This is a genomic window from Gordonia sp. (in: high G+C Gram-positive bacteria) (assembly GCF_012515855.1).
GTDB lineage: Bacteria > Actinomycetota > Actinomycetes > Mycobacteriales > Mycobacteriaceae > Gordonia.
In genome coordinates this window covers 1-21,062 of the sequence record NZ_JAAYXO010000019.1, presented here as the reverse complement: position 1 = coordinate 21,062, position 21,062 = coordinate 1, and the positions used below count along the sequence as shown (strand labels likewise).

Genomic DNA, 21,062 nt, shown 5'->3' with positions numbered 1-21,062 from the left:
ATTAAGTGGGATGACTGGGAATTCGCCCTCCGTGCCGAGCGTGCGGGCTATCCGACGGTCACCGTTCCCGGCATCGCGATCTGGCACATGGCCTGGAGCGATAAGGACGACGCCATCGACTGGCAGGCGTACTTCCACCTGCGTAATCGCCTCGTGGTCGCCTCGATCTACACCGACGGATCCATCGACGGCATCCTGAAGTCGATGGCCAAGGCCACGGCCAAGCACCTGCTGTGCCTGGAGTACTCGACGGTGGCCATCCAGAACGAGGCGATCCGCGACTTCCTGGCCGGTCCCGACCACATCCGGTCGATCCTGCCGACGGCGCTGGGCAAGGTCGCGGGCATCCGCAAGCAGTACCCGGACGCCGTGGTGCTGCCGTCGGCCACCGACCTGCCGATCACCACCGGTGAGGCCACGGCGCTCGGGGTCAACGAGCCGAAGGGTGCGCTTGCCAAGGTGAAGGCGCTGGCCGCGGCGGTCGTGAACAACGCCCGCCCGGCCGATCCGCGTCACCACAGCGTGCCGCAGGCCAACTACCCGCCGGTCGAGGCCCGCTGGTTCTCGCTCGGTCGGGTCGACGGGGTCACCGTGACCACCGCCGACGGTCGCGGTGTGGTGTACCGCCAGCGCGACCGCGACAAGATGCTCGCGCTCGGCGCGGAGTCGGCGACGCTGGTGAAGCAACTGCGCGACGAGTTCGAGTCCAAGCGCCGCGAGTACCGCGCCGCCCACGACGACCTGGTGAGCAAGGAGAGTTGGGCACGTGTCTTCGGAATCGACTGATCAGACCCCGGCGACCGGCGAGGCCGCCGTGCTCGTCGCCATTCAGGGCACGCTCGCGGACCGTCCGGGCGTGCTTCCCGCAGCCCGCGGGCTGTCGCACTTCGGTGAGCACTCCCTCGGCTGGCTGGCGTTGGCCGGGGCGGGCGCCTACGCCGCGCACCGGCGGGGCGACGACCTCGCCCGCCGGCGCTACCTCGAGGCCGGCGCCGGGGCGTTCGTCGCGCACGCGGCGTCGGTGGTCATCAAGCGCGTGGTGCGTCGCAAGCGCCCGAACCACCCCGACATCGCCGTCGGAGTCGGAACGCCGAGCAAGCTGAGCTTCCCGTCGAGCCATGCGACGTCGACGACCGCCGCGGCGATCCTGCTGGGCCGGGCGACGGGCAAGCCCGCGGCGCAGATCCTGCTGCCCGCGGCGATCGTTCCGCCGATGCTCGCTTCGCGTCTTGTTCTGGGTGTCCATTACCCTTCCGATGTGGCCGCGGGAGCACTCGTCGGCGCATTGACCGCGGCCGCGGTGATCGCCGGCAGCAAAAACCCCGGTAGCAAGAAAACCGATACCGACCGTTCAGACTTGAGCAAGTGAGGAACCACCCATGAGCGAGGAGCCGATCGAGCACGGCGTCGCCGGCCCGCCGAAGAATCTGGCCTCGGGCCTGATCAAGGCGCTCCGCCCGCGGCAGTGGGTGAAGAACGTTCTTGTTCTCGCGGCGCCGATGGCCGCGGGTACCGACACCCTGACCGACCCGGCCCGGATGGGCAACGTGGGCATCGCATTCGTCGCGTTCTGCCTGGTCGCGTCGTCGATCTACCTGATCAACGATGCGCTGGACGTGGAAGCGGACCGGCAGCACCCCACCAAGCGCTTCCGGCCGATCGCCGCGGGTGTGGTGCCGCGCAACTTCGCGTTCGTCCTGGCCGTGGTCCTGGCCGCCGCGTCGATCGGCATCGCATTCCTCGCCAACTGGCAGACCGCCGTCACGATCGCCGTCTACCTGGTGATTCAGCTGGGCTACTGCTTCGGGCTCAAGCACCAGGCGGTCATCGACATCTGCATCGTGTCGTCGGGCTTCCTGCTGCGTGCCATCGCCGGCGGTGTGGCCGCCGAGCTCCCGCAGGGTCTGTCGAAGTGGTTCCTGCTGGTGATGGCCTTCGGTTCGCTGTTCATGGCGGCGGGCAAGCGTTACGCCGAACTGCAGCTGGCTGAGCGCACGGGCGCCAAGATCCGCAAGTCGCTCGAGTACTACACCACCACCTACCTGCGCTTCGTGTGGACGCTCTCGGCCACCGCCGTCGTCCTCTGCTACGGACTCTGGGCCTTCGACGAGAACCGCGGCGACAACGTCTTCTATGCCATCTCGATGGTGCCGTTCACCATCGCGATCCTTCGCTACGCGGTCGACGTCGACGGCGGCGAAGCAGGCGAGCCGGAAGAAGTGGCCCTCGGTGATCGGGTCCTGCAGTTCCTGGCCCTGTCGTGGGTCGTGCTGGTGGGTGTCGCGGTCTATGTCCCGATCTGACGACCCTTCTTCGACCCCGCAGCACGACGATGAGCTGACCACCGCGATCCCGGTGGTGGAGGAGCGGCCGAGCCGCCGCCACCTCATCGCGCCGATCGCGAGTTTCTCGATCGGTGCGATCGCCATCACCGTGCTGTTCGCGATCGGCGCCTGGCAGCGGCGGTGGATCGCTGACGACGGCTTGATCGTCCTCCGGACGGTCCGCAACCTGCTGGCGGGCAACGGCCCGGTGTTCAACGCCGGTGAGCGCGTCGAGGCCAACACCTCCACCGTGTGGACCTACCTCAACTGGTTCTGGGCGTGGGTGACCGGCGCAGAGCAGACCGAGTACGTCGCCCTGTGGCTGGCGCTGGTGCTCTCGGTGTCGGCCCTGCCGTTGGCGATGTACGGAACTGCGCGACTGTACGGTCGTCGTGCCCTGGGCCCCGGCATCACGCTGCTGGCTCCCCTCGGCGCCGTCATCTACATCGTGATCCCGCCCGCCCGCGACTTCGCGACCTCCGGGTTGGAGAACGGCCTGACGATCTTCTGGATCGCCGCACTGTGGTGTCAGTACCTGGCGTGGGGTCGTCGTGATCGCGCCGACCAGTCGGCCCGCACCCGCGTCGCCTTCTTCGCGCTGGTCTTCAGCGCAGGCCTCGCACCGTTGATCCGACCCGAGATGGCCGTCTTCGGCGGGCTGGTCCTGCTGGCACTGTTCGTCACCCCGATCGGCTGGCGGATGCGCGTGCTGATGGTGGTCGTGGCCGGGGCGGTGCCGGTCGGCTACCAGATCTTCCGGATGGGCTACTACGGCCTGCTGGTGCCCAACCCGGCCATCGCCAAGGACGCCAGCGGCGCCAAGTGGGATCAGGGATTCGCCTACCTGGGCAACCTCTTCAGCCCGTACACGCTGCTGCTCCCGATAATCGTGGCGATCGTCGCGGGCATCATCCTCGCGATCGGCGCCTACCTGAACCGCACCGTCTCGACGCCGGTGTCCGACGACGCCGAGGACGAGCACGAGATCCTCGGCCGCGAGCATCCGTCGTCGCTCGACCGACTGAAGTCGGGCTGGTCGTGGGTCCAGGACCGGCTGCAGACGCAGAACGGGGTGGTCGTGGTGACCCTGACCGCGGGGCTGATCCTCGGGATCTACTGGTTGCGCCAGGGCGGTGACTTCATGCACGGTCGCGTGCTGCTGTCGCCGATCTTCATCCTGCTCCTGCCGGTGATGGTGATTCCGGTGACGATCCCGACGTCGCTGGCCACCAAGCGGTCTCGTGCCCAGCTCGGTGCCGGACTGCTGCTCCTCGGCGGCGTCATCACCACCGTGTGGTGGGGCGTCGCGGTCAACCAGACCGTCCTGCCGAACGCCGGAATGGACATCGGTCGCGACGGCATCGTCGACGAGCGTCGCTTCTACGTCACCAACATGGGCAACGAGAACCCGGTGACCGCCCAGGACTACCTCTCCTATCCGCGGATGGAGGCGATGGTCGAGATGATCGACAAGGCCGAGGCCAAGGGCGGCGGCGTAGTGCTGCCGTCGCCGAACTTCGACCAGTGGTACATCTCACCGTTGCCGACCAAGATGCCCCCCGGCATCCCGCGGCAGACCAGCGTCTACTTCCTCAACCTGGGCATGACGAGCATGAACGCTCCGCTCGACGTGCGGGTGATCGATCAGATGGGCCTGGCGTACCCGCTGGCCGCGCATACGGCGCGGCTGACCGACGGTCGTATCGGCCACGATAAGCGACTGCCGAGCGAATGGGTTCTCGCCGAGAGCGGCAGCACCGGCGGGTTCCCCGGATTCATCGACGTCGACCAGGTCAAGATGGCGCGCGCGGCGCTCACCTGCCCGGAGACGCAGGACCGCTTCGCGTCGTACAAGGACACGTGGTCTTTCGCGCGCTTCCGTCACAACCTTCGGCAGTCGTTCGACTTCAACAGCTACCGGATCGAGCGGGAGCCGAAGTATGAGCTGCTGCGGTGCGGGGTCCCGATGCCCGACGGCGTGACCGTCGACTGACTTCGGTCCCGGGCGGTCGCAGGGTGAGTCTGAGGTGAACGGAAGCGCAGGCTGAGAGCTTGCTGTGCCAGATATCTCTCATCGGCTTGCCGCCGGTTATCTCGAAACGGTAACGTCGCTAGTCGGTCGGACGATAGACACGGCATGTGGTCAGATGAAGGAATTCCCTGGATTCAGGCCGTGTCTGTGTCACCAGCACCGACACTGTGATTGCAGTCACAGCGTTTGGTGAGGGTGTGTCAGTCGAATAGAGTCGCTCTATCTGGTTGCAGTGTGACGCGTGTTGCGTCGCGCCCGCAGTCCTGTAGAGGCAAAGCGTTTACGGCGGTCCCGCGAGGGATCGCACGAAAGCAAATTTAGGAGAAAGCAGTCAATGCGCGTAGCTAAGAGCAAGCGGCATGCGGGGAGCCGAAAGGTCACCGCGGTCCTGATCGCGGCGCTCACCGTGCTGGGCCTCATGGGCACCGCCGTCGGTGCCGGCCAGTCGAGCGGAGCCACGCGGGCCAACTTCCAGATCGATGCCTGCGGAATGCCGACCAACGGCGCCTTCGGCAACAAGTCGATGCGTCCGGGCATCGTCAACGTCCAGGCGTGGCGCAAGCGGGGTAACACCCGCACCGTGATCTTGCTGGACGGCATGCGTGCGCGCTACGACCGCAGCGGTTGGGACATCGAGACCAACGCTCGTCGTCTCGCTGATCGCGGCGTCGACGTCGTCATGCCGGTGGGCGGCCCGAACAGCTTCTACACCGACTGGGACGCCCCCTCGAACTTCAACGGCCAGAAGAAGCGCTACCGCTGGGGCTGTGTCATCGACAACCGCCTGGTGCCGAAGATGCGCGAGCTCGGCTTCCCCGGCAAGAACCGCAAGTACGCGATCATGGGTCTGTCAATGGGTGGCGGCGCCGCGCTGACGCACGCCGCACAGCGTCGCGATCTGTACTACGCAGCCGGCTCGATGTCGGGCTACCTGACCCTGTCGGCTCCGGGCATGCGCACCGCGCTGCGCATGGCGATGCTCGACGTCGCACCGGCGCCGTGGAACATCGACGCCATGTGGGGCCCGCCGTGGAGCCCGCGCTGGACCGCCAACGATCCGTTCATGCTCATCAACCGCATGCGTGGTCTGAAGGTCTTCGTCGGTACCGGTAACGGCTTCTTCGGCCATCACAACCGGCCGGGCAACGTGGTCGACGACTTCTTCAAGGGCACCCCGCTGGAGCTGCTCGCCTTCGCGCAGGCCAAGGCCTTCGAGGCAGCCGCCTTCGTTCAGGGCGTCCCGGTGATGTCGTACACCGCCAACGGCACCCACGCGTGGGGCTACTGGCAGGACATGCTGTGGAACGCGCACGCCCGCGGGTTCTTCCGCTGATCTAGCTCTACTCGGCCTGAGCCGCGACATCGCATCCGCGATGTCGCGGCTCAGTTCGTTTTCGGGCGAGTGTCGGCTTCTGGTGCCGCGGATGGCTGCCGACGAAACTTTAGTCACACAATTCACATGCGTCACAGCGTGGCGCGCGGACTTCCGCGCGCTTCCCGTGTAGAAAAACTCCAGAGGCGCTCTGTGCTCGGCACATGAGAGCGCGACGGACATCGGTCGGGGGACCTTGTGAGGAGTACGCAGTGAAGATCTGGACGAAGTCGACGGTGACGCGCCGGGGCGCGGCGAGTGTGGCTGTCGCCCTTTCCCTGGTCGCGACCGGAGCAGGGCCGGCAATCGCCGAGCCCGCGCCGAAGCCGCCGCAGGAGGCGCCCGCGAAGCCCGAGCCCAAGCCGAACGCCGAGAAGCCCAAGCCCAACGCGGACAAGCCGAAGGCCGACAAGGACAAGGCCAAGCCGGCGGAGAGGAAGCCGGCGGCCAAGCCCGGTCCGCCTGCGACGGTCACCAAGACCTTCTGGTACTCCGCGCATCGCGTGGCGGTGTGGGTGCATTCGCCGGCGATGAACACCGACATCCAGGTGCAACTGCTGCTGGCCCGCGACTGGTTCTCGAACCCGGCCGCCAAGTTCCCCCAGCTGACCGTTCTCGATGGTCTGCGCGCGCAGGACGATCAGTCCGGCTGGATCCTCAACACCAACATCGAGCAGTTCTATCAGGACAAGAACGTCAACGTGGTGCTGCCGGTGGGAGGCGAGTCGAGCTTCTACACCGACTGGAAGGAGCCCGACCGCGGCAAGAACTACCAGTGGGAGACCTTCCTGATCCACGAGCTGCCCACGATCCTGGAGCGGGACTGGCGGTCCACCGACGTCCGCGGCATCGAGGGGCTGTCCATGGGCGGGTCGGCGGCGATGATGCTGGCCGCGCGCAACCCCGGCTTCTACAAGTTCGCCGGTTCGTTCTCGGGGATCCTGCAGCTGTCGTCGTACGGCATGCCGCAGGCCATCCAGTTCGCCCTGCGCGACGGTGGCGGCTACGACTCGATGAAGATGTTCGGTCCGCCGAGCGACCCGGCCTGGAAGGAGCACGACCCGTACCTGCTGGCCGAGAAGCTCCGCGGAACCAGCCTGTACATCTCGTCGGGCAACGGCGTCGTCGGTCCCCACGACAAACCCTCCGACATCCCGATGCTGGCGACCAACTACTCGGGCGTCGGTCTCGAGGTCCTCTCACGCGTCACCAGCCAGCAGTTCGCCGCCAAGCTCAACAAGCTCGGAATCCCCGGCCAGGCCGTGTATCGCCCGTCGGGCACCCACACGTGGCCGTACTGGGAGTTCGAGATGGCGCAGGCGTGGCCGCAGGTGGCCCGGGCGCTCGGGATCGCCGACGACAAGGTGGCCTGCCAGGTCGGCGACGCCTTCAAGAAGGCACCGCAGATCAAGGGTCTCGGCGGATGCCTGACCCCCGAGTACGCGGTGCCGGGCGGTCGTGCGCAGGACTTCCGGAACGGTCGGATCTTCACCGGGCCCAAGGGTCCGAAGGTGGTCGGCGGAGCGATCGGCGGGGCGTACGTGCCCGCCTTCGATCGCCTCGGACTGCCGACCAGCGACGAGGAGACGGGCCGTGACGGGGCCAAGTTCAACACCTTTGAGCGCGGCAAGATCACGTGGACTCCGCAGGGCGGTGCCCGCGTTGAGTGAGCCAGGTCATCCGAGCCTGAATTTCGTCTGAGGAATTCCCGTGTCTTCGCAGGTAAACCCCTTTGTGCGGCGAGATTCGGCACCGACCGACGGTAGGGTTGAACCATGACTGCCAAGTACATCCGCATCGCTGCCGCGGCCGGCGCTCTCGCCGTCGCGGTTGGTGCGCTCACCGCGTGCAACGACTCCTCGACGGCGAGCGCCCCGATCGGCACCGAGCCAGTCACGACGACCACCATGCCGGGGTCTGACTCCAGCAAGTCGCTCAAGTCGTCCTCGGCGTCCGCGGAGGCCTCCAAGCAGGCCGAGGCGGGAGCCTCCAAGGCGACGGTCTCGGTTCCCGAGACCAAGCCGAACGCGTCGACCACCCCGCCGGACAACTTCCCCGGCAGCAAGCCGCCTCCGCCCGGGGTGACACTGTCGGCCAAGGACAAGGCGTACCTCACTGACCTCAAGAAGCAGAACGTCGCGTTCATGGGCGACGACGACAACAATGTCGCGTTGACCATGGGCCACTACGTCTGCGAATCGAAGAAGCAGAACGCCGACCCGATCGTGGTGAAGGCGTACGTGCGTGCCGCGATCGGTCCGATGACGAAGACCGACGCTGAGGCCACCGCCAAAGCCGACAAGGTGATCAACGCCGCAGAGAAGAACCTGTGCTGAAGCGCCGCCGAATCCGGCGGCTGCTGTTGATCGTGCTCGCTCTCGGCGCGGTGGCGCTGCTGTTGATCGGGCTGCTGGTGTTTCAGTGGCTCAAGCCGCCGCCCCCGCCGCCGGGACCCGGGCCGGGCCCGGGACCGACGACGTCCGAACGTCCGGGTCGGCCGAACGCCCAGCCCGCCGACTGTCCGGACGTCCTGACACTGGTGATCCCCGGAACCTGGGAGTCGAAGGCGAACGACGACCCCTACAACCCGACGGCCAATTCGCGGTCGCTGATGCTCCGGATCTCGTCACAGCTGCAGCAGAAGTTCCCCGAGGCGCGGACCGAGGTCTACACCGTGCCCTACAAGGCGCAGTTCCGTAATCCCACCAATCTGGCCGACCGTCAGGCGGACTACAACGACTCGCGGCGACAGGGCACCGGCCGGGCGTCCAACAAGCTGAAGAAGACCTACGAGCACTGCCCGCTCACCCGGTACGTCCTGATGGGCTTCTCGCAGGGCGCGGTGATCGCGGGTGACCTCGCGAGCAACATCGCCAACGGTCGCGGCCCCATCGCCGCCGACGATCAGGATCTGATCCTCGGTGTCGGACTGATCGCCGACGGTCGTCGGCAACCCGGCGGCCAGCAGGACGTCGAGCCGAGCCCGGAGGGCGTCGGCGCGGAGATCGCGCTCGGCGGCTTCGGCGGCCTGGTGCCCGGGATCAAGATGACCGGCGCGCGCAGCGGTGGTTTCGGTGACCTGTCTGACCGGGTCTACTCGATCTGCGCGACGGGTGACCTGATCTGCGATTCGCCGACGGTCGTCGACCCGATCAAGGCCATCGGGAAGCTGGCGAACGCGGCCAACAATCCGGTGCATGCCATGTACGCGACGACCAAGTACTGGAAGTCCGACGACGGCAGATCTGCGACGCAGTGGATGTACGGCTGGGCGTCCGGCGTGATCTCGGAGGCGCCGCGTCCTGCACGCAAGTAGGCGTGCGCGGGTGTGCGGCGGCTCAGGGCACGGTCGGCCGAACGGACCGGTTGTGCCGTATTGACGCCGGTCAGCTTGGGCTACCGGCCGCACTGAGATAGCCTTCTCAGGTTGGGGTCCTCCGTGTGGACCACAGGACCACAGGACCGATGAGGAGAGAAGCTTCGTGACGACTGCCCAAGACTCGTCGACGCACAACGCCGACGGACTTCGGAAGTTCCGGTTCGGTGCGGGCGGCGAGGGCAACAAGGACGAGGGCGGAGCCCGCAAGTTCGTCAAGCTCGCCCAGACCGCTGAGGAGTACGGGTACGACACCTTCGCGATCCCGGACCATCTCGGGAATCAGGTCGGACCGCTGGCCGCGCTCGGCGCCCTCAGTCAGGCGACCAGCACCATCCGCTTGGCGACGTCGGTTCTCGCGAACGGCTTCCGCCATCCCGCGCTGCTGGCCAAAGAGGCGACGACCATCGACGTGCTGTCGAAGGGCCGCCTGGAGCTGGGCATCGGCGCAGGCTGGATGAAAGAAGAGTTCGACAAGGCCGGCATCGACTTCGGCACGCCGGGTGAGCGCATCCGCCGTCTCGACGAGGCCCTGACGATCCTCGACCGCCTGATGCGCGGCGAGACCGTCGATTTCGACGGCGAGTTCTACCAGATCAACGGACTGGAGGGCTCCCCCCGTCCGCGCCAGGGCCCGCGTCCGCCGATCGCCGTCGGCGGCGGCGGCCCGAAGATGCTCGCGCTGGCTGCCAAGCACGCCGACATCATCTCGGTGGCCACCGGGACCACCCGCGACGGCAAGCTGCGGTTGTCGGACATGACCATCGAGAAGACGATGGAGCGCGTCGACCGCATTCGCCAGGCCGCCGGCGAGCGGTTCGACGAGATCGAACTCAACTGGACCATCGCGACCATCGTCATCACCGACGACCGCGAGGCAACCGCCCAGATGGCGTTGAACGCCTTGGAGCAGGGCTACCCGCCGAACATCGCACGCGATGTGGAGCTGACCGTCGACGACATTCTGGCGTCGCCGTACCTGGCCTTCGGCTCGTTCGAGGAGATCGCGGAACAGATCCGCGAAGTCCGCAAGAAGACCACCATGAGCTACGTCGGAGTGTTCCCGACCCAGATGGACGCTTTCGCGCCCGTCATCCCGCTTCTGCGGGGAGAGTAAACTTACCGAAGTTTTCGTGCGCCTCGGGGGAGCGGCACCGGTGTGCCGATGGGAATCACGCGCGAAAGTTAGTGACGCAGACCGTGCGTTGAGTGCGGATACAGGAGTTATTGGATGCTGAATACCGAGTTCGAGCAGTTCCTCGACGAGACCGGCAACCTCCATTTCACGGAGGACGCGACGCTGGTCGATTACGTCGAGCGCAACGTGCGGGAACAGGCAGACACCCTCGCCTACCGGTTCCTCGACTTCAGCCGTGAGCGCGACGGCGAGCGCATCGACCTCACGTGGGCCCAGTTCGGCAAGCGCCTGCGCGCTGTCGCCGCACGCCTGCAGCAGGTCACCGAGCCCGGCGACCGGGTCGCGATCCTCGCCCCGCAGTCGCTGGAGTACGTGATCGGCTTCTTCGCCTCGCTGTACGCGAGCAACATCGCCGTGCCGCTCTTCAGCCCGGACGAGCCCGGCCACACCGATCGCCTCGTCGCAGTTCTCAACGACTGCAAGCCGACCGCGATCCTGACCTCGACCAAGTCGGCAGAGGCTGTCCGCGACTTCTTCGCCGACCGCCCCGCCAAGGAGCGTCCGCGCGTCATCGCCGTCGACGCTGTGCCGGACTCGGTCGGCGCTTCGTGGACGCCGCCGGAGGCGAGTCGCAACAACCTCGAGTCGGTGGCCTACCTGCAGTACACCTCGGGCTCCACCCGCGTGCCCGCGGGCGTGGAGATCACCTACGAGGCCGTCGCCGCCAACTGCCTGCAGATCTACGACTGCATCGAGATCGACCGCAACGCGCGCGGAGTCACCTGGCTGCCGATGTTCCACGACATGGGACTGCTCACCGTGATCCTGCCCGCGCTCGGCGGACGGTACGTCACGATCATGAGCCCGATGGCGTTCGTCCGTCGCCCCGGTCGCTGGATCAAGGAGTTGGCCGCCGACGCCGACAACTCGCCGACCTTCGCCGCCGCGCCGAACTTCGCCTACGAGCACGCCGCATTGCGCGGTCTGCCGCGCGACGGCGAGGAGCTCGACCTCTCGAACGTCATCGGCCTGATCAACGGGTCTGAGCCGGTCACCGTGAGCTCGATGCGCAAGTTCAACGACGCCTTCGCGCCCTACGGGCTGTCGCCGAAGGCCATCAAGCCCTGCTACGGCATGGCCGAGGCCACGCTGTTCGTCTCGGCGACGCAGCGCGACAACGAGGCACTGATCAGTTACGTCGACCGCGACAAGCTGAACGCCGGCGAGTTCGCTCCGGTGGACCCCGACGCCGAGGGCGCCGTCGCCCAGGTCTCCTGCGGCCAGGTGGCACTGAGCCAGTGGGCCGCGATCGTCGACCCGGAGACCGGCGAGGAGCTCGCGGACGGTCGTGTCGGCGAGATCTGGCTCAACGGTCTCAACATCGGCGAGGGCTACTGGAACAAAGACCAGGAGACCGTCGACACTTTCCACAACACGATCGCCAAGCGTCTGGAGACCGGCTCGCACGCCGAGGGCGCCCCGTTCGACGGCCGCTGGATGCGGACCGGCGACTTCGGCGTCTGGTACCAGGGCGAGCTGTACATCACCGGTCGCGTGAAGGACCTGGTCATCGTCGATGGTCGTAACCACTACCCGCAGGACCTGGAAGCCAGCGCCGAGGACGCGAGCGACGCCATTCGCCCGGGCTTCGTCGCCGCGTTCGCCGTGCCTGCGAACCAGCTTCCCGACGAGGTCTTCGAAGGCGGCTTCAGCGGTCTCACGCGCGATGCCGACGACTCCTCCGAGCAACTGGTGGTGGTCGCCGAGCGCCCCGGTCGCAAGACCAACGCGCAGGAGGTCGCCGACGCCGTGCGCGCGACCATCGCCGGTCGCCACGGTGTGATGGCCCGCGACGTGCTGCTGGTGCCCAACGGGTCCATCCCGCGCACGTCCAGCGGCAAGATCGCCCGACGGGCCACCAAGGCCGCGTACATCGACGGTTCGCTCCGCGGTGGATACCAGCAGACGGCATTCCCCGACGTGGACGCCTGAGCGCGCAATCGGGCCCGGCATGTCACGAAGTGGCCTGCCGGGCCCTTTGCATAGGGCCTGTTCGCATAGTGTCTGTAACGAAATGATTAACGCCCCCGGTAGGCTGGATAGTGATGTCTGAAACTGAAAACACTGCGTTGACGGAGCACACGGGCTCGAATGGTGAGACCGTGGGCGATCTGACCGTCGAGGATCTGCGTGACTGGCTGCGGAACTGGGTCTCGAAGGCGACCGGGGTGCCCGCGGACCAGATCTCCGACGACCGCCCGATGGAGGAGTTCGGACTGGCGTCCCGCGATGCGGTGGCCCTGGCCGCCGACGTGGAGGACTTCACCGGGGTCATCCTGACCGCCACCGCGGCCTACAACCACCCGACGATCGCGTCGCTGGCCAAGCGCATCATCGAGGGCGACCCGGACGAGGGCCTCGACTTCGACGCCGACCGTTTCTGGGAGCGTGAACGCTCCGCTGACGACGACATCGCGATCGTCGGCCTGGCGACCCGTTTCCCCAAAGCCGGCCACACACCCGAGTCGACCTGGGACGCGCTGATCGGCGGTGTCGACGGCATCAGCGACCTGCCCGACGACCGCTGGCTCGAGTTCAAGGCCGACCCGCGCCTGGCCGAGGCGATCGAGAACGGCAACGTGCACGGCGGCTACCTCGACGACGTCAAGGGCTTCGACGCCGACTTCTTCCAGATGAGCCCGCGCGAGGTCGAGAACGTCGATCCGCAGCAGCGGCTGGCGTTGGAGCTGACGTGGGAGGCGCTGGAGCACGCGCACATCCCGCCGAGCGATCTGCGCGGCGGCCAGGTCGGTGTCTTCATGGGCACCTCGACCAACGACTATCAGATGCTCGCGACCCTCGGCCTCGGCGAAGGCGCGTCGGAGACCGCCGCCTACGCCCTCACCGGCACGGCGACGTCGATCATCGCCAACCGCGTCTCGTACTTCTACGACTTCCACGGTCCGTCGCTCGCGATCGACACCGCGTGCTCGTCGTCTCTGGTGGCCGTGCACGAGGGCGTGCGCAGCCTCCGCAACGGCGACTCCGACGTCGTCATCGCCGGCGGCGTCAACATGCTGATCACTCCGGCCGCGACGCTCGGCTTCGACCAGATCGGCGCCCAGGCCGAGGACGGCCGGATCAAGGCCTTCTCGTCGGACGCCAACGGCATGATCCGCGCCGAGGGCGGCGGCGTGTTCGTCCTCAAGCGGATGGCCGACGCCCGCCGAGACGGCGACACCGTTCTCGCGGTGGTCGCGGGCAGCGCGGTGAACTCCGACGGCCGGTCCAACGGCATCTTCGCGCCGAACCCGGAGGCGCAGGTCCAGGTGCTGCGGGCGGCCTACGCCGACGCGGCCATCGACCCGCGGACCGTCGACTACGTCGAGGCGCACGGCACCGGCACGGTGCTCGGCGATCCGATCGAGGCCGACGCTCTCGGTCGCGTGGTCGGTCGCGGTCGCACGGCGGACGCCCCGATGCTGCTGGGCTCGGCCAAGACCAACTACGGCCACATGGAGTCCGCGGCAGGCGCGGGCGCCATGGCCAAGGTGATCCTGTCGATGCAGAACGACCGGCTGCCCGCGTCGCTCAACTACGTCGGGCCCAACCCGTACATCCAGTTCGACGCCACCAATCTGCGTGTCATCACCGAGCCCACCGATTGGCCGCGCTACTCCGGTCACGCCATCTCCGGTGTCTCGGGCTTCGGCTTCGGCGGAACCAACGCGCACATCGTGCTGCGCGAGGTGCTCCCGTCCGACTACGCCGATCCGTCGGCCGCGGCGCCCGCAGTGGCGGCGGCCCCGGAGCCCGACGTCGACGACTACTACGACGACGAAGAGGACTTCCTCACCGAGGCCGAGCGCGCGGTCCTGGCCGCCCAGGCCACGAAGGCGCCCGAGGTCGAGGTGGCCGTCGAGAAGGACCCGGCCGAGGGCTTCGCGCCCGCCGCCGTTCCCGGTGCCGCGGTGCCGCTGGTGATCTCCGGCTTCCTGGCGTCGCGTCGTCGCAAGGCGGCGGCTGACCTGCTGGAGTGGCTCGAGTCCGACGAGGGCAAGCAGACGCCGTTGGTCGAGATCGGCCGCTCGCTGGCGCATCGCAACCACGGTCGTACCCGCTCGGTCGTCATGGCCCGCTCGTACGAGGACGCGGTCAAGGGCGTGCGTGCCGTCGCCGAGGGCAAGGCGCTGCCGTTCGTCTACACCTGCGACTCGCCGGATGCGGCGTCGGCGGTCTGGCTGCTGTCGGGCTTCGGTTCACAGCACCGCAAGATGGCCAAGCAGCTGTACACCGAGAATCCGGTGTTCGCGAAGTACGCCGATCGCGTCGACGAGTTCATCCAACGCGAGCTCGGCTATTCGATGGTCGAGATCTTCCTCGACGACGAGCAGACCTACGAGATCGAGACCGCTCAGATCGGCATCTACACGATCCAGGTGGCGCTCGCCGACACCATGCGTCACTACGGCGCCGAGCCCGGCGTGCTGGTCCCGCACTCGATGGGCGAGGCCTCGGCCGCGTACATCAGCGGCGGCCTGTCGCTGGCCGACGCCACCCGCGTCATCTGCCAGCGGTCGCGCCTGATGGGCGAGGGCGAGTCGATGCTGACCGGCGACGACATCCGCTACATGGCCTTGGTGGAGTACAGCGCGGAAGACATCGGCGCCGTGCTCGTCGACTTCCCGGACCTGGAGATCTGCGTGTACGCCGCGCCGACCCACACCGTCATCGGCGGACCCGTGGAGCAGGTCGACGCGATCGTCGAGCGCGCCGAGGCCGATGGCAAGCTGGGCCGCAAGCTGCAGACCAAGGGCGCCAGCCACACGTCGCAGATGGACCCGCTGCTGGGCGAGCTGTCGTACGAGCTCACCGGCATCACGCCCGAGCGCACCACGGTGGGCGTCTACAGCTCCGTGGACCGCGAGGAGTTCTACCGACCCGGCTCGGAGATCCACACGATCGAGTACTTCCTCAAGGGACTGCGCCACAGCGTCTGGTTCGCCCAGGCCATCGCGAAGTCGGTCGAGGCGGGGCACCGGACCTTTGTCGAGCTCTCGCCGAACCCGGCCGTCCTGATCTCGGTGGCGGCGACCACCTTCGGCGCCGGCGTGCACGACGCCGAGCTGATCGAGACGCTGCGCCGCAAGGAGGACGAGAGCTACGGCGTCGTCAACGCGCTGATGAAGCTGTACGTCCACGGCCATCCCGTCGACGTCGCCTCGCTCTTCGGCTCGGGCCCCGATCAGCGCTTCGCGCCGATCCCGCGCACCCGCTTCGCGCGCAAGCCGTACTGGATCGACGCCACCATCGCGGCGGGCTCGGGCACCGGTTCCATGCCGGGTTCGCACGTCGCGCTGCCCGACGGTCGTCACGCCTGGGAGGTCAACGCCGCGGCGGTCTCCGCACCGCGCGACCTGATTCTGGCTGCTGCCAAGCAGGTGCTCGGCGCGGATGCGGCCGTCGTCGCAGACGAAGCCGTGCGTGAAATCCCGACCGAAGGCACCGTGACCACCGTCCTCACCCGGCATCCGGGTGGCGCGTCGGTGGCCGTGTACGGGGGTCCGCAGACCGACTTCGCACTCCTGTGGGAGGCGGCCGTCACCGGTTCGTCGAAGGCGCCTCGGGCGACCGCGGCTGTGGTTGCTCCGACGCCCGCCGAGGCCGCTGAGACTTCGGGTCTGGTGGATCAGAAGGTGGTCGTCGAGGACGAGATCGTCGACGACATCGGCAACGTGTGGAGCCCGGACTCGGGCGAGTCCGTCGGCGACCGTCTTGCGGTGATCGTCGGTGAGTCGATGGGCTACGACCCGGAGGACTTGCCGCGCGAGATCCCGCTGATCGAGCTCGGCCTCGACTCGCTGATGGCCGTCCGCATCAAGAACCGCGTCGAGTACGAGTTCAACATCCCGCAGCTCCAGCTGCAGGCGATGCGTCAGGCCAACCTCGCCGACGTCGAGAAGTTCGTCGCCTTCGCGGTGACCCACCGCGATCAGCTCGACGAGCTCGACACCCTCACCGGCGGCGGCGAGCTCGACACCGCCGCGCTGAACAGCTACATCGACGAGGAGTTGGCGAAGGACGCCGAGCGCGCCAAGGCCGCTCCCGAGGCTGAGGTACCGCAGGCCGAGGCTCCCCAGGCTGAGGCTCCCCAGGCTGAGGCTGCTGCTCCCGAGGCAGCCCCCCAGGCTGATCGAGTGCCCGACGAGCGGAGCGACGAGGGTGTATCGAGATCATCGGCACCCGACACCGCCGCGATTCCGACCGACCTCACCGACCAAGCCGCTGTCGCCGAAGCCGCGGGCTCCGACGTGCCGCCGCGCGACGCCGCGGAACGACTGACCTTCGGTGCGTACGCCGTGGTGACCGGTAAGTCGGCAGGCGGCATCTTCAACAAGCTGCCGGTCCTCGACGAGGAACTGGCCGAGAAGCTGACCGAGCGTCTCAACGAGCGCACGGGCGGCGAGGTCGACATCGAGGACATCCTCGACTCGGAGACCATCGAGGAGATGTCCGACTACGTCCGCCAGCAGATGGACGACGCCGCGGACGTCGATGGTTTCGTGCGCTTCCTGCGCGTGCCGAAGACTGCTGACGGCAAGCCGCAGCACACCTTCGACGTCACCGCGGGCGACCCGACTCCGATGCTGGTGTTCCATCCCGCGGGCGGCAACACCTCTGCGTACGAGGCGCTGGTGAAGCGGTTGCCCGAGGACATCCCGGTGATCGGTTTCGACCGCGTCGAGGGCACCATCGAGGAGCGGGTGCGGCAGTACATGCCGAAGCTGCGCGAGGTTCAGCCGCACGGGCCGTACGTGCTCGTCGGCTGGTCGCTCGGCGGTGCCCTGGCCTACGGTGCGGCTCAGGTGCTGCGCGAGGAGGGCGAGGAGATCGCCTTCGTCGGCCTGATCGACGTCGTCCGGCCGCGCCACGACGTGCCGGACACCCCGGAGAACAAGCGTGCCCGGCTGGAGCGCTGGAAGTCGTTCGCCGTCCGGACCTACGGACTGGACGAGAACATCCCGGTGCCGATGGACCGGCTCGTCGAGGCCGACGACAACGAGCAGTTCGCCATCATCATGGAGATGATGTCGATGTCCGACGCCAAGATCCCCGGCGGAATCATTGAGCACCAGCGCACGTCGTTCATCGACAACCGTGCGCTGACCAGCATCAATCCGTCCAAGTACGACGGCAAGGTAGTCCTCTACCGCGCCGACAAGATGCACGACGGCGCCATTGAGTTGGAGCCGCAGTGGGCCGAGATCGACGAAGACGGACGGTGGGGCGAAGTCGTGGAGGATCTGGAGATCCTGCACATCGGCGGCGACCATCTCGGCATCGTCGACGAGCCCCACGTCGCGAAGGTCGGAGCCGACCTCGGTCGGCGCATGGCCGAACTGAAGACTGAGAAGTGAGAAGGTACCTGGCGTGACGGAAACTGTGGGCAAGGCAGCAGCACACACGACGGCGGCGAAGCTCGCTGACCTGCGTGAGAAGCTCGAGCTGGCGCGGGAGCCGGGCGGCGAGAAGGCCGTCGCCAAGCGCGCGAAGAAGGGGATCCTCTCGCCGCGCGCGCGGCTGGAGCTGCTGTTCGATCCCGGCACCTTCGTCGAGGTCGGCGCGCTCGCCAAGATGCCCGGAGCGGGCGAGACCGGATACGGCGACGGCGTCGTCACCGGTCACGGCATGGTGCACGGGCGTCCGGTCGCGGCGTTCAGCCACGACCAGACGGTCATGGGCGGCACGGTCGGCGAGATGTTCGGCCGTAAGGTGTCGGCGCTGATGGAGTGGGCGGGCAAGCTGGGCTGCCCGATGGTCGGCATCAACGACTCCGCCGGCGCCCGCATCCAGGACGCCGTGACCTCCCTGGCGTGGTACGCCGAGATGGGTCGTCGCAACGACCTCCTTTCGGGCCTGGCCCCGCAGGTCTCGGTGATCCTCGGCAAGTGTGCGGGCGGTGCCGTGTACACCCCGGCCAACACCGACATTCTGGTGGCTGTCGAGGACAAGAGCTACATGTTCGTCACCGGACCGGATGTCATCAAGCAGACCACCGGTGAGGAGATCTCGGCGGAGGATCTCGGCAGCGCCCACAACCAGGCGCGCTGGGGCAACATCCACCACGTCGCCCAGGACGAGGCCGCAGCGTTCGAATGGGTCCGCGAGTACCTGCAGTACATGCCGTCGAGCGCGCACGAGGCACCGCCGATCATCAACCCTGGCCTCGAGCCGGAGATCACCGAGTCGGACCTGCTCCTCAATGAGTTCATGCCGGACAACGACAACGCCGGCTACGACATGCGCGACATCATCATCCGGCTGTTCGACGACGGCGCCTTCCACGAGGTCGGTGAGCTGTTCGCGCCGAACATCCTGACCGGTTACGCGCGCGTCGACGGCCGCAGCGTCGGTATCGTCGCCAACCAGCCGAGCGTCATGGCCGGCACCATCGACACCGACTCGTCGGAGAAGGCGACCCGCTTCGTTCGCATCTGCAATGCGTACAACATCCCCCTGATCTTCCTCGTCGACACGCCGGGCATCCTCCCGGGCCTCGTCGAAGAGCAGAAGGGCACCATTCGGCGGTCGGGCAAGTTCCTGTACGCCTACGTGGAGGCCGACGTCCCGAAGATCACCGTGGTCCTGCGCAAGGCCTACGGCGGCGCGTATGCGGTGATGGGCTCCAAGCAGCTCGGCGCCGACATCAACTTCGCGTGGCCCACCGCCAAGATCGCCGTGATGGGCGCCGAATCGGCCGCCGCGATCCTCACCCGTCGACAGACCGAGGGTCTCTCCGTCAACGACGCGGACAAGGTCCGGCAGGACTTCATCGCGTTCTACAACGCGATGATGGCGACCCCGTACCTGGCGGCGGAAAAGGGCTACGTCGACGCGGTCATCGAGCCCGCGGAGACGCGCCTTCAGCTTCGCAAGGCACTCGCGCAGTTGCGCGACAAGCAGGTGCTGCGTAACCAGCGCAAGCACTACCTGATGCCGATCTAACTGCTTTCGGGGTCAACCACCCCAGACGGCGCGCGCCCCGCTGTCGCCGACCAGGATCACCATGATGATCGCGGCGACGGCGGCGGCGACCGTCGCCGCTCGGACGACGACGTCGATCGTTGCGATGGTCTTGGTCGACAGCGGAAGACGTTCGGTCACCGCAGGCAGTTGCAACAGCCACAGCAGTGCGACGAGGCCGAACAGGGGCCCGACCGCAAGGATCAATTCGTCGCCGAGGGCCGCGTGCTTCTCGACGGCCTCGGAGTGCCCGACCTTCTCCTTCAGTGCTTCGCCCGCGCTCGTGGTGATCGGTACCGCGATCAGAGTCACCAGCGCGAGAATCGACGGGAACACGGCGAGGGCGGTACGCGCGCGGGGCCAGACCGCGACTGCGATGGCGACCAACGCGGTCACCGGCACGGCTACCACGACGAAATGCACCAGAAGCGGATGGGCGGGCAGACCGTTGATGGTGTCCATGCCGAGAGGTTACGGCCGCTTGTCCCCGTCCGCTCAGCTTCGCCAAGCCTTGCTTGCCGGGGTGATGGTGTCGGGACGATCATGAGGTCATGACGACCGACGAAACGGCCATGCCGGGCACTGGACACGCGAACGAGCCGCACGGCTCTGGAATCACCAACCGGCTGAACTGGTTACGCGCGGGCGTTCTCGGGGCCAACGACGGAATCGTCTCAACGGCGGGAATCGTGGTTGGCGTCGCTGCGGCGACGGTCGACCGGGGCCCGATCTTCACCGCCGGCATTGCCGGACTCGCCGCGGGCGCCGTCTCGATGGCTTTGGGGGAGTACGTGTCTGTGAGCACTCAGCGAGACACGGAGGCCGCGCTTTTCGCGAAGGAGAAGCGGGAACTCGAGGAGGATCCCGAAGAGGAGTTGGCAGAGCTCGCGGGACTCTACGAAGCCAAGGGGATGAGCGCTGAGACCGCCGAACGTGCAGCGGAGGAGATGACGAAAAAGGACGCCTTCGCCGCGCACGCCGAAGCGGAGCTGGGAATCGACCCGAACGACCTCAGCAATCCCTGGCAAGCTGCGTTCTCCTCGGCGGTGGCGTTCACGCTCGGTGCCGCACTCCCGCTGATCGCGATTCTGCTTCCGCCCGCCACCTGGCGTATCCCCGTTGCCGTCGTCGCGGTGTTGTTGGCGCTCGCGCTGACCGGTGCGCTCAGCGCCTACCTCGGCAAGGCTTCGCCGTGGCGGCCGACGATACGGGTGATGATCGGCGGCGGACTCGCCATGGCCGTCACCTACGGCATCGGATCCCTGGTGGGCACCGCCGTCGGATGAGTTCTGGCACCATGGCGCTCATGTACTTCATCGTGGTCAAGTTTCAGGTCAAGCCGTCCAGCGTCGAGGCGTTTCCCGAGGCCGTCGCGGAGTTCACCGCGGCCACCCGCGCCGAGCCCGGCAACCTCTGGTTCGAATGGTCCCGCAGCCTGGATGACCCGAACGAGTTCGTGCTGGTGGAGGCATTCACCGACGAGGGCGCCGGGCCGCACGTCTCCAGCGACCACTTCGCAAAGGGCCTCGAAGCGATGCGACCGCACTTGGTGTCCACGCCGAGGATCATCTCTCGGCAGGTCGACGGTGACGGCTGGGATCGGATGGGTGAGCTGACCATCGACTGATCGGCTCCGCTCAGACTGTCGCTTCACGCTGCTGCGGTTGCCTCGTTGGTGAGGGTGCGTCGTGCGTTGGAGCGGAGGGGTTGGCGGGTGCGGTTGGGGTGGTCGGGGTCTGCTGGTGGGATGAACCAGGGGTGGCGGTCGTGGCCGATGACGATCTGCCAGCCGGTGT

The 21,062-nt window shown here is 67.4% G+C and carries 14 protein-coding genes and 1 pseudogene; 14 read left to right on the top strand and 1 reads right to left on the bottom strand.

Annotated elements, in window-relative coordinates; all coding sequences use genetic code 11:
* The 12 genes and pseudogenes from GX543_RS01235 to GX543_RS01180 all read left to right on the top strand — a co-directional run.
* A pseudogene (locus tag GX543_RS01235) lies at positions 1-786 on the top strand (glycosyltransferase family 2 protein); the annotation flags it as partial.
* Entirely contained in the window at positions 767-1,369 is a 603-nt protein-coding gene (locus tag GX543_RS01230; RefSeq protein ID WP_290849279.1) for a phosphatase PAP2 family protein, read from the top strand. The pseudogene GX543_RS01235 and the gene GX543_RS01230, both read left to right, overlap by 20 nt.
* A 10-nt stretch (positions 1,370-1,379) precedes the next feature.
* Positions 1,380-2,303 carry a decaprenyl-phosphate phosphoribosyltransferase gene (locus tag GX543_RS01225; RefSeq protein WP_290849278.1) on the top strand — a complete coding sequence of 308 codons (924 nt, stop codon included), beginning with the start codon at positions 1,380-1,382 and terminating at the stop codon, positions 2,301-2,303.
* On the top strand, positions 2,290-4,317 hold the full coding sequence (gene zomB, locus GX543_RS01220; protein ID WP_290849277.1) for a flagellar motor control protein ZomB: 2,028 nt from the start codon (positions 2,290-2,292) through the stop codon (positions 4,315-4,317). The genes GX543_RS01225 and zomB overlap by 14 nt, the downstream gene beginning before the upstream one ends.
* A 373-nt stretch (positions 4,318-4,690) precedes the next feature.
* A complete protein-coding gene (locus GX543_RS01215; protein WP_290849276.1) occupies positions 4,691-5,689 on the top strand; it encodes an alpha/beta hydrolase family protein in 999 nt (332 codons plus the stop codon).
* Positions 5,690-5,940: 251 nt separating this feature from the next.
* Positions 5,941-7,398 (top strand): alpha/beta hydrolase-fold protein, encoded by a 1,458-nt coding sequence (locus GX543_RS01210; protein WP_290849274.1) that lies wholly within the window; start codon positions 5,941-5,943, stop codon positions 7,396-7,398.
* A 105-nt stretch (positions 7,399-7,503) separates the two neighbouring features.
* Entirely contained in the window at positions 7,504-8,064 is a 561-nt protein-coding gene (locus GX543_RS01205; RefSeq protein ID WP_290849273.1) for a DUF732 domain-containing protein, read from the top strand.
* The gene (locus tag GX543_RS01200; protein WP_290849272.1) at positions 8,058-9,044 is read left to right on the top strand and encodes a cutinase family protein; all 987 of its coding nucleotides are present in this window, start codon (positions 8,058-8,060) and stop codon (positions 9,042-9,044) included. Before GX543_RS01205 ends, GX543_RS01200 begins: the two co-directional genes overlap by 7 nt.
* A 166-nt stretch (positions 9,045-9,210) precedes the next feature.
* Positions 9,211-10,221 carry an LLM class F420-dependent oxidoreductase gene (locus GX543_RS01195; RefSeq protein WP_290849271.1) on the top strand — a complete coding sequence of 337 codons (1,011 nt, stop codon included), beginning with the start codon at positions 9,211-9,213 and terminating at the stop codon, positions 10,219-10,221.
* A 114-nt stretch (positions 10,222-10,335) separates the two neighbouring features.
* A complete protein-coding gene (fadD32, locus tag GX543_RS01190) occupies positions 10,336-12,234 on the top strand; it encodes a long-chain-fatty-acid--AMP ligase FadD32 (RefSeq protein WP_290849270.1) in 1,899 nt (632 codons plus the stop codon).
* 113 nt (positions 12,235-12,347) lie between these two features.
* Positions 12,348-17,660: a polyketide synthase Pks13 gene (gene pks13, locus GX543_RS01185; protein ID WP_290849268.1), complete on the top strand. Its 5,313-nt coding sequence runs from the start codon at positions 12,348-12,350 to the stop codon at positions 17,658-17,660.
* A gap of 13 nt (positions 17,661-17,673) precedes the next feature.
* Positions 17,674-19,248 carry an acyl-CoA carboxylase subunit beta gene (locus tag GX543_RS01180; RefSeq protein ID WP_290849266.1) on the top strand — a complete coding sequence of 525 codons (1,575 nt, stop codon included), beginning with the start codon at positions 17,674-17,676 and terminating at the stop codon, positions 19,246-19,248.
* 12 nt (positions 19,249-19,260) lie between these two features.
* On the opposite strand, the gene GX543_RS01175 is transcribed toward GX543_RS01180, so the two are convergent.
* A complete protein-coding gene (locus GX543_RS01175; protein WP_290849264.1) occupies positions 19,261-19,728 on the bottom strand; it encodes a DUF2231 domain-containing protein in 468 nt (155 codons plus the stop codon).
* Positions 19,729-19,838: 110 nt separating this feature from the next.
* Between GX543_RS01175 and GX543_RS01170 the strand changes: the two genes are divergently transcribed.
* The gene (locus tag GX543_RS01170; protein ID WP_290849282.1) at positions 19,839-20,552 is read left to right on the top strand and encodes a VIT family protein; all 714 of its coding nucleotides are present in this window, start codon (positions 19,839-19,841) and stop codon (positions 20,550-20,552) included.
* 20 nt (positions 20,553-20,572) lie between these two features.
* Positions 20,573-20,893, top strand: a complete 321-nt coding sequence (locus GX543_RS01165) for a putative quinol monooxygenase (protein ID WP_290849280.1) — start codon at positions 20,573-20,575, stop codon at positions 20,891-20,893.
* The last annotated feature ends 169 nt before the right edge of the window (positions 20,894-21,062 follow it).

Bases quoted from the DNA above. Each gene is read 5' to 3' on its own strand.
- GX543_RS01225 (WP_290849278.1), top strand. From the start codon at position 1,380: ATGAGCGAGGAGCCGATCGAGCACGGCGTCGCCGGCCCGCCGAAGAAT.
- zomB (WP_290849277.1), top strand. From the start codon at position 2,290: ATGTCCCGATCTGACGACCCTTCTTCGACCCCGCAGCACGACGATGAG.
- GX543_RS01215 (WP_290849276.1), top strand. From the start codon at position 4,691: ATGCGCGTAGCTAAGAGCAAGCGGCATGCGGGGAGCCGAAAGGTCACC.
- GX543_RS01205 (WP_290849273.1), top strand. From the start codon at position 7,504: ATGACTGCCAAGTACATCCGCATCGCTGCCGCGGCCGGCGCTCTCGCC.
- fadD32 (WP_290849270.1), top strand. From the start codon at position 10,336: ATGCTGAATACCGAGTTCGAGCAGTTCCTCGACGAGACCGGCAACCTC.
- pks13 (WP_290849268.1), top strand. From the start codon at position 12,348: ATGTCTGAAACTGAAAACACTGCGTTGACGGAGCACACGGGCTCGAAT.
- GX543_RS01175 (WP_290849264.1), bottom strand. From the start codon at position 19,728: ATGGACACCATCAACGGTCTGCCCGCCCATCCGCTTCTGGTGCATTTC.
- GX543_RS01170 (WP_290849282.1), top strand. From the start codon at position 19,839: ATGCCGGGCACTGGACACGCGAACGAGCCGCACGGCTCTGGAATCACC.
- GX543_RS01165 (WP_290849280.1), top strand. From the start codon at position 20,573: ATGTACTTCATCGTGGTCAAGTTTCAGGTCAAGCCGTCCAGCGTCGAG.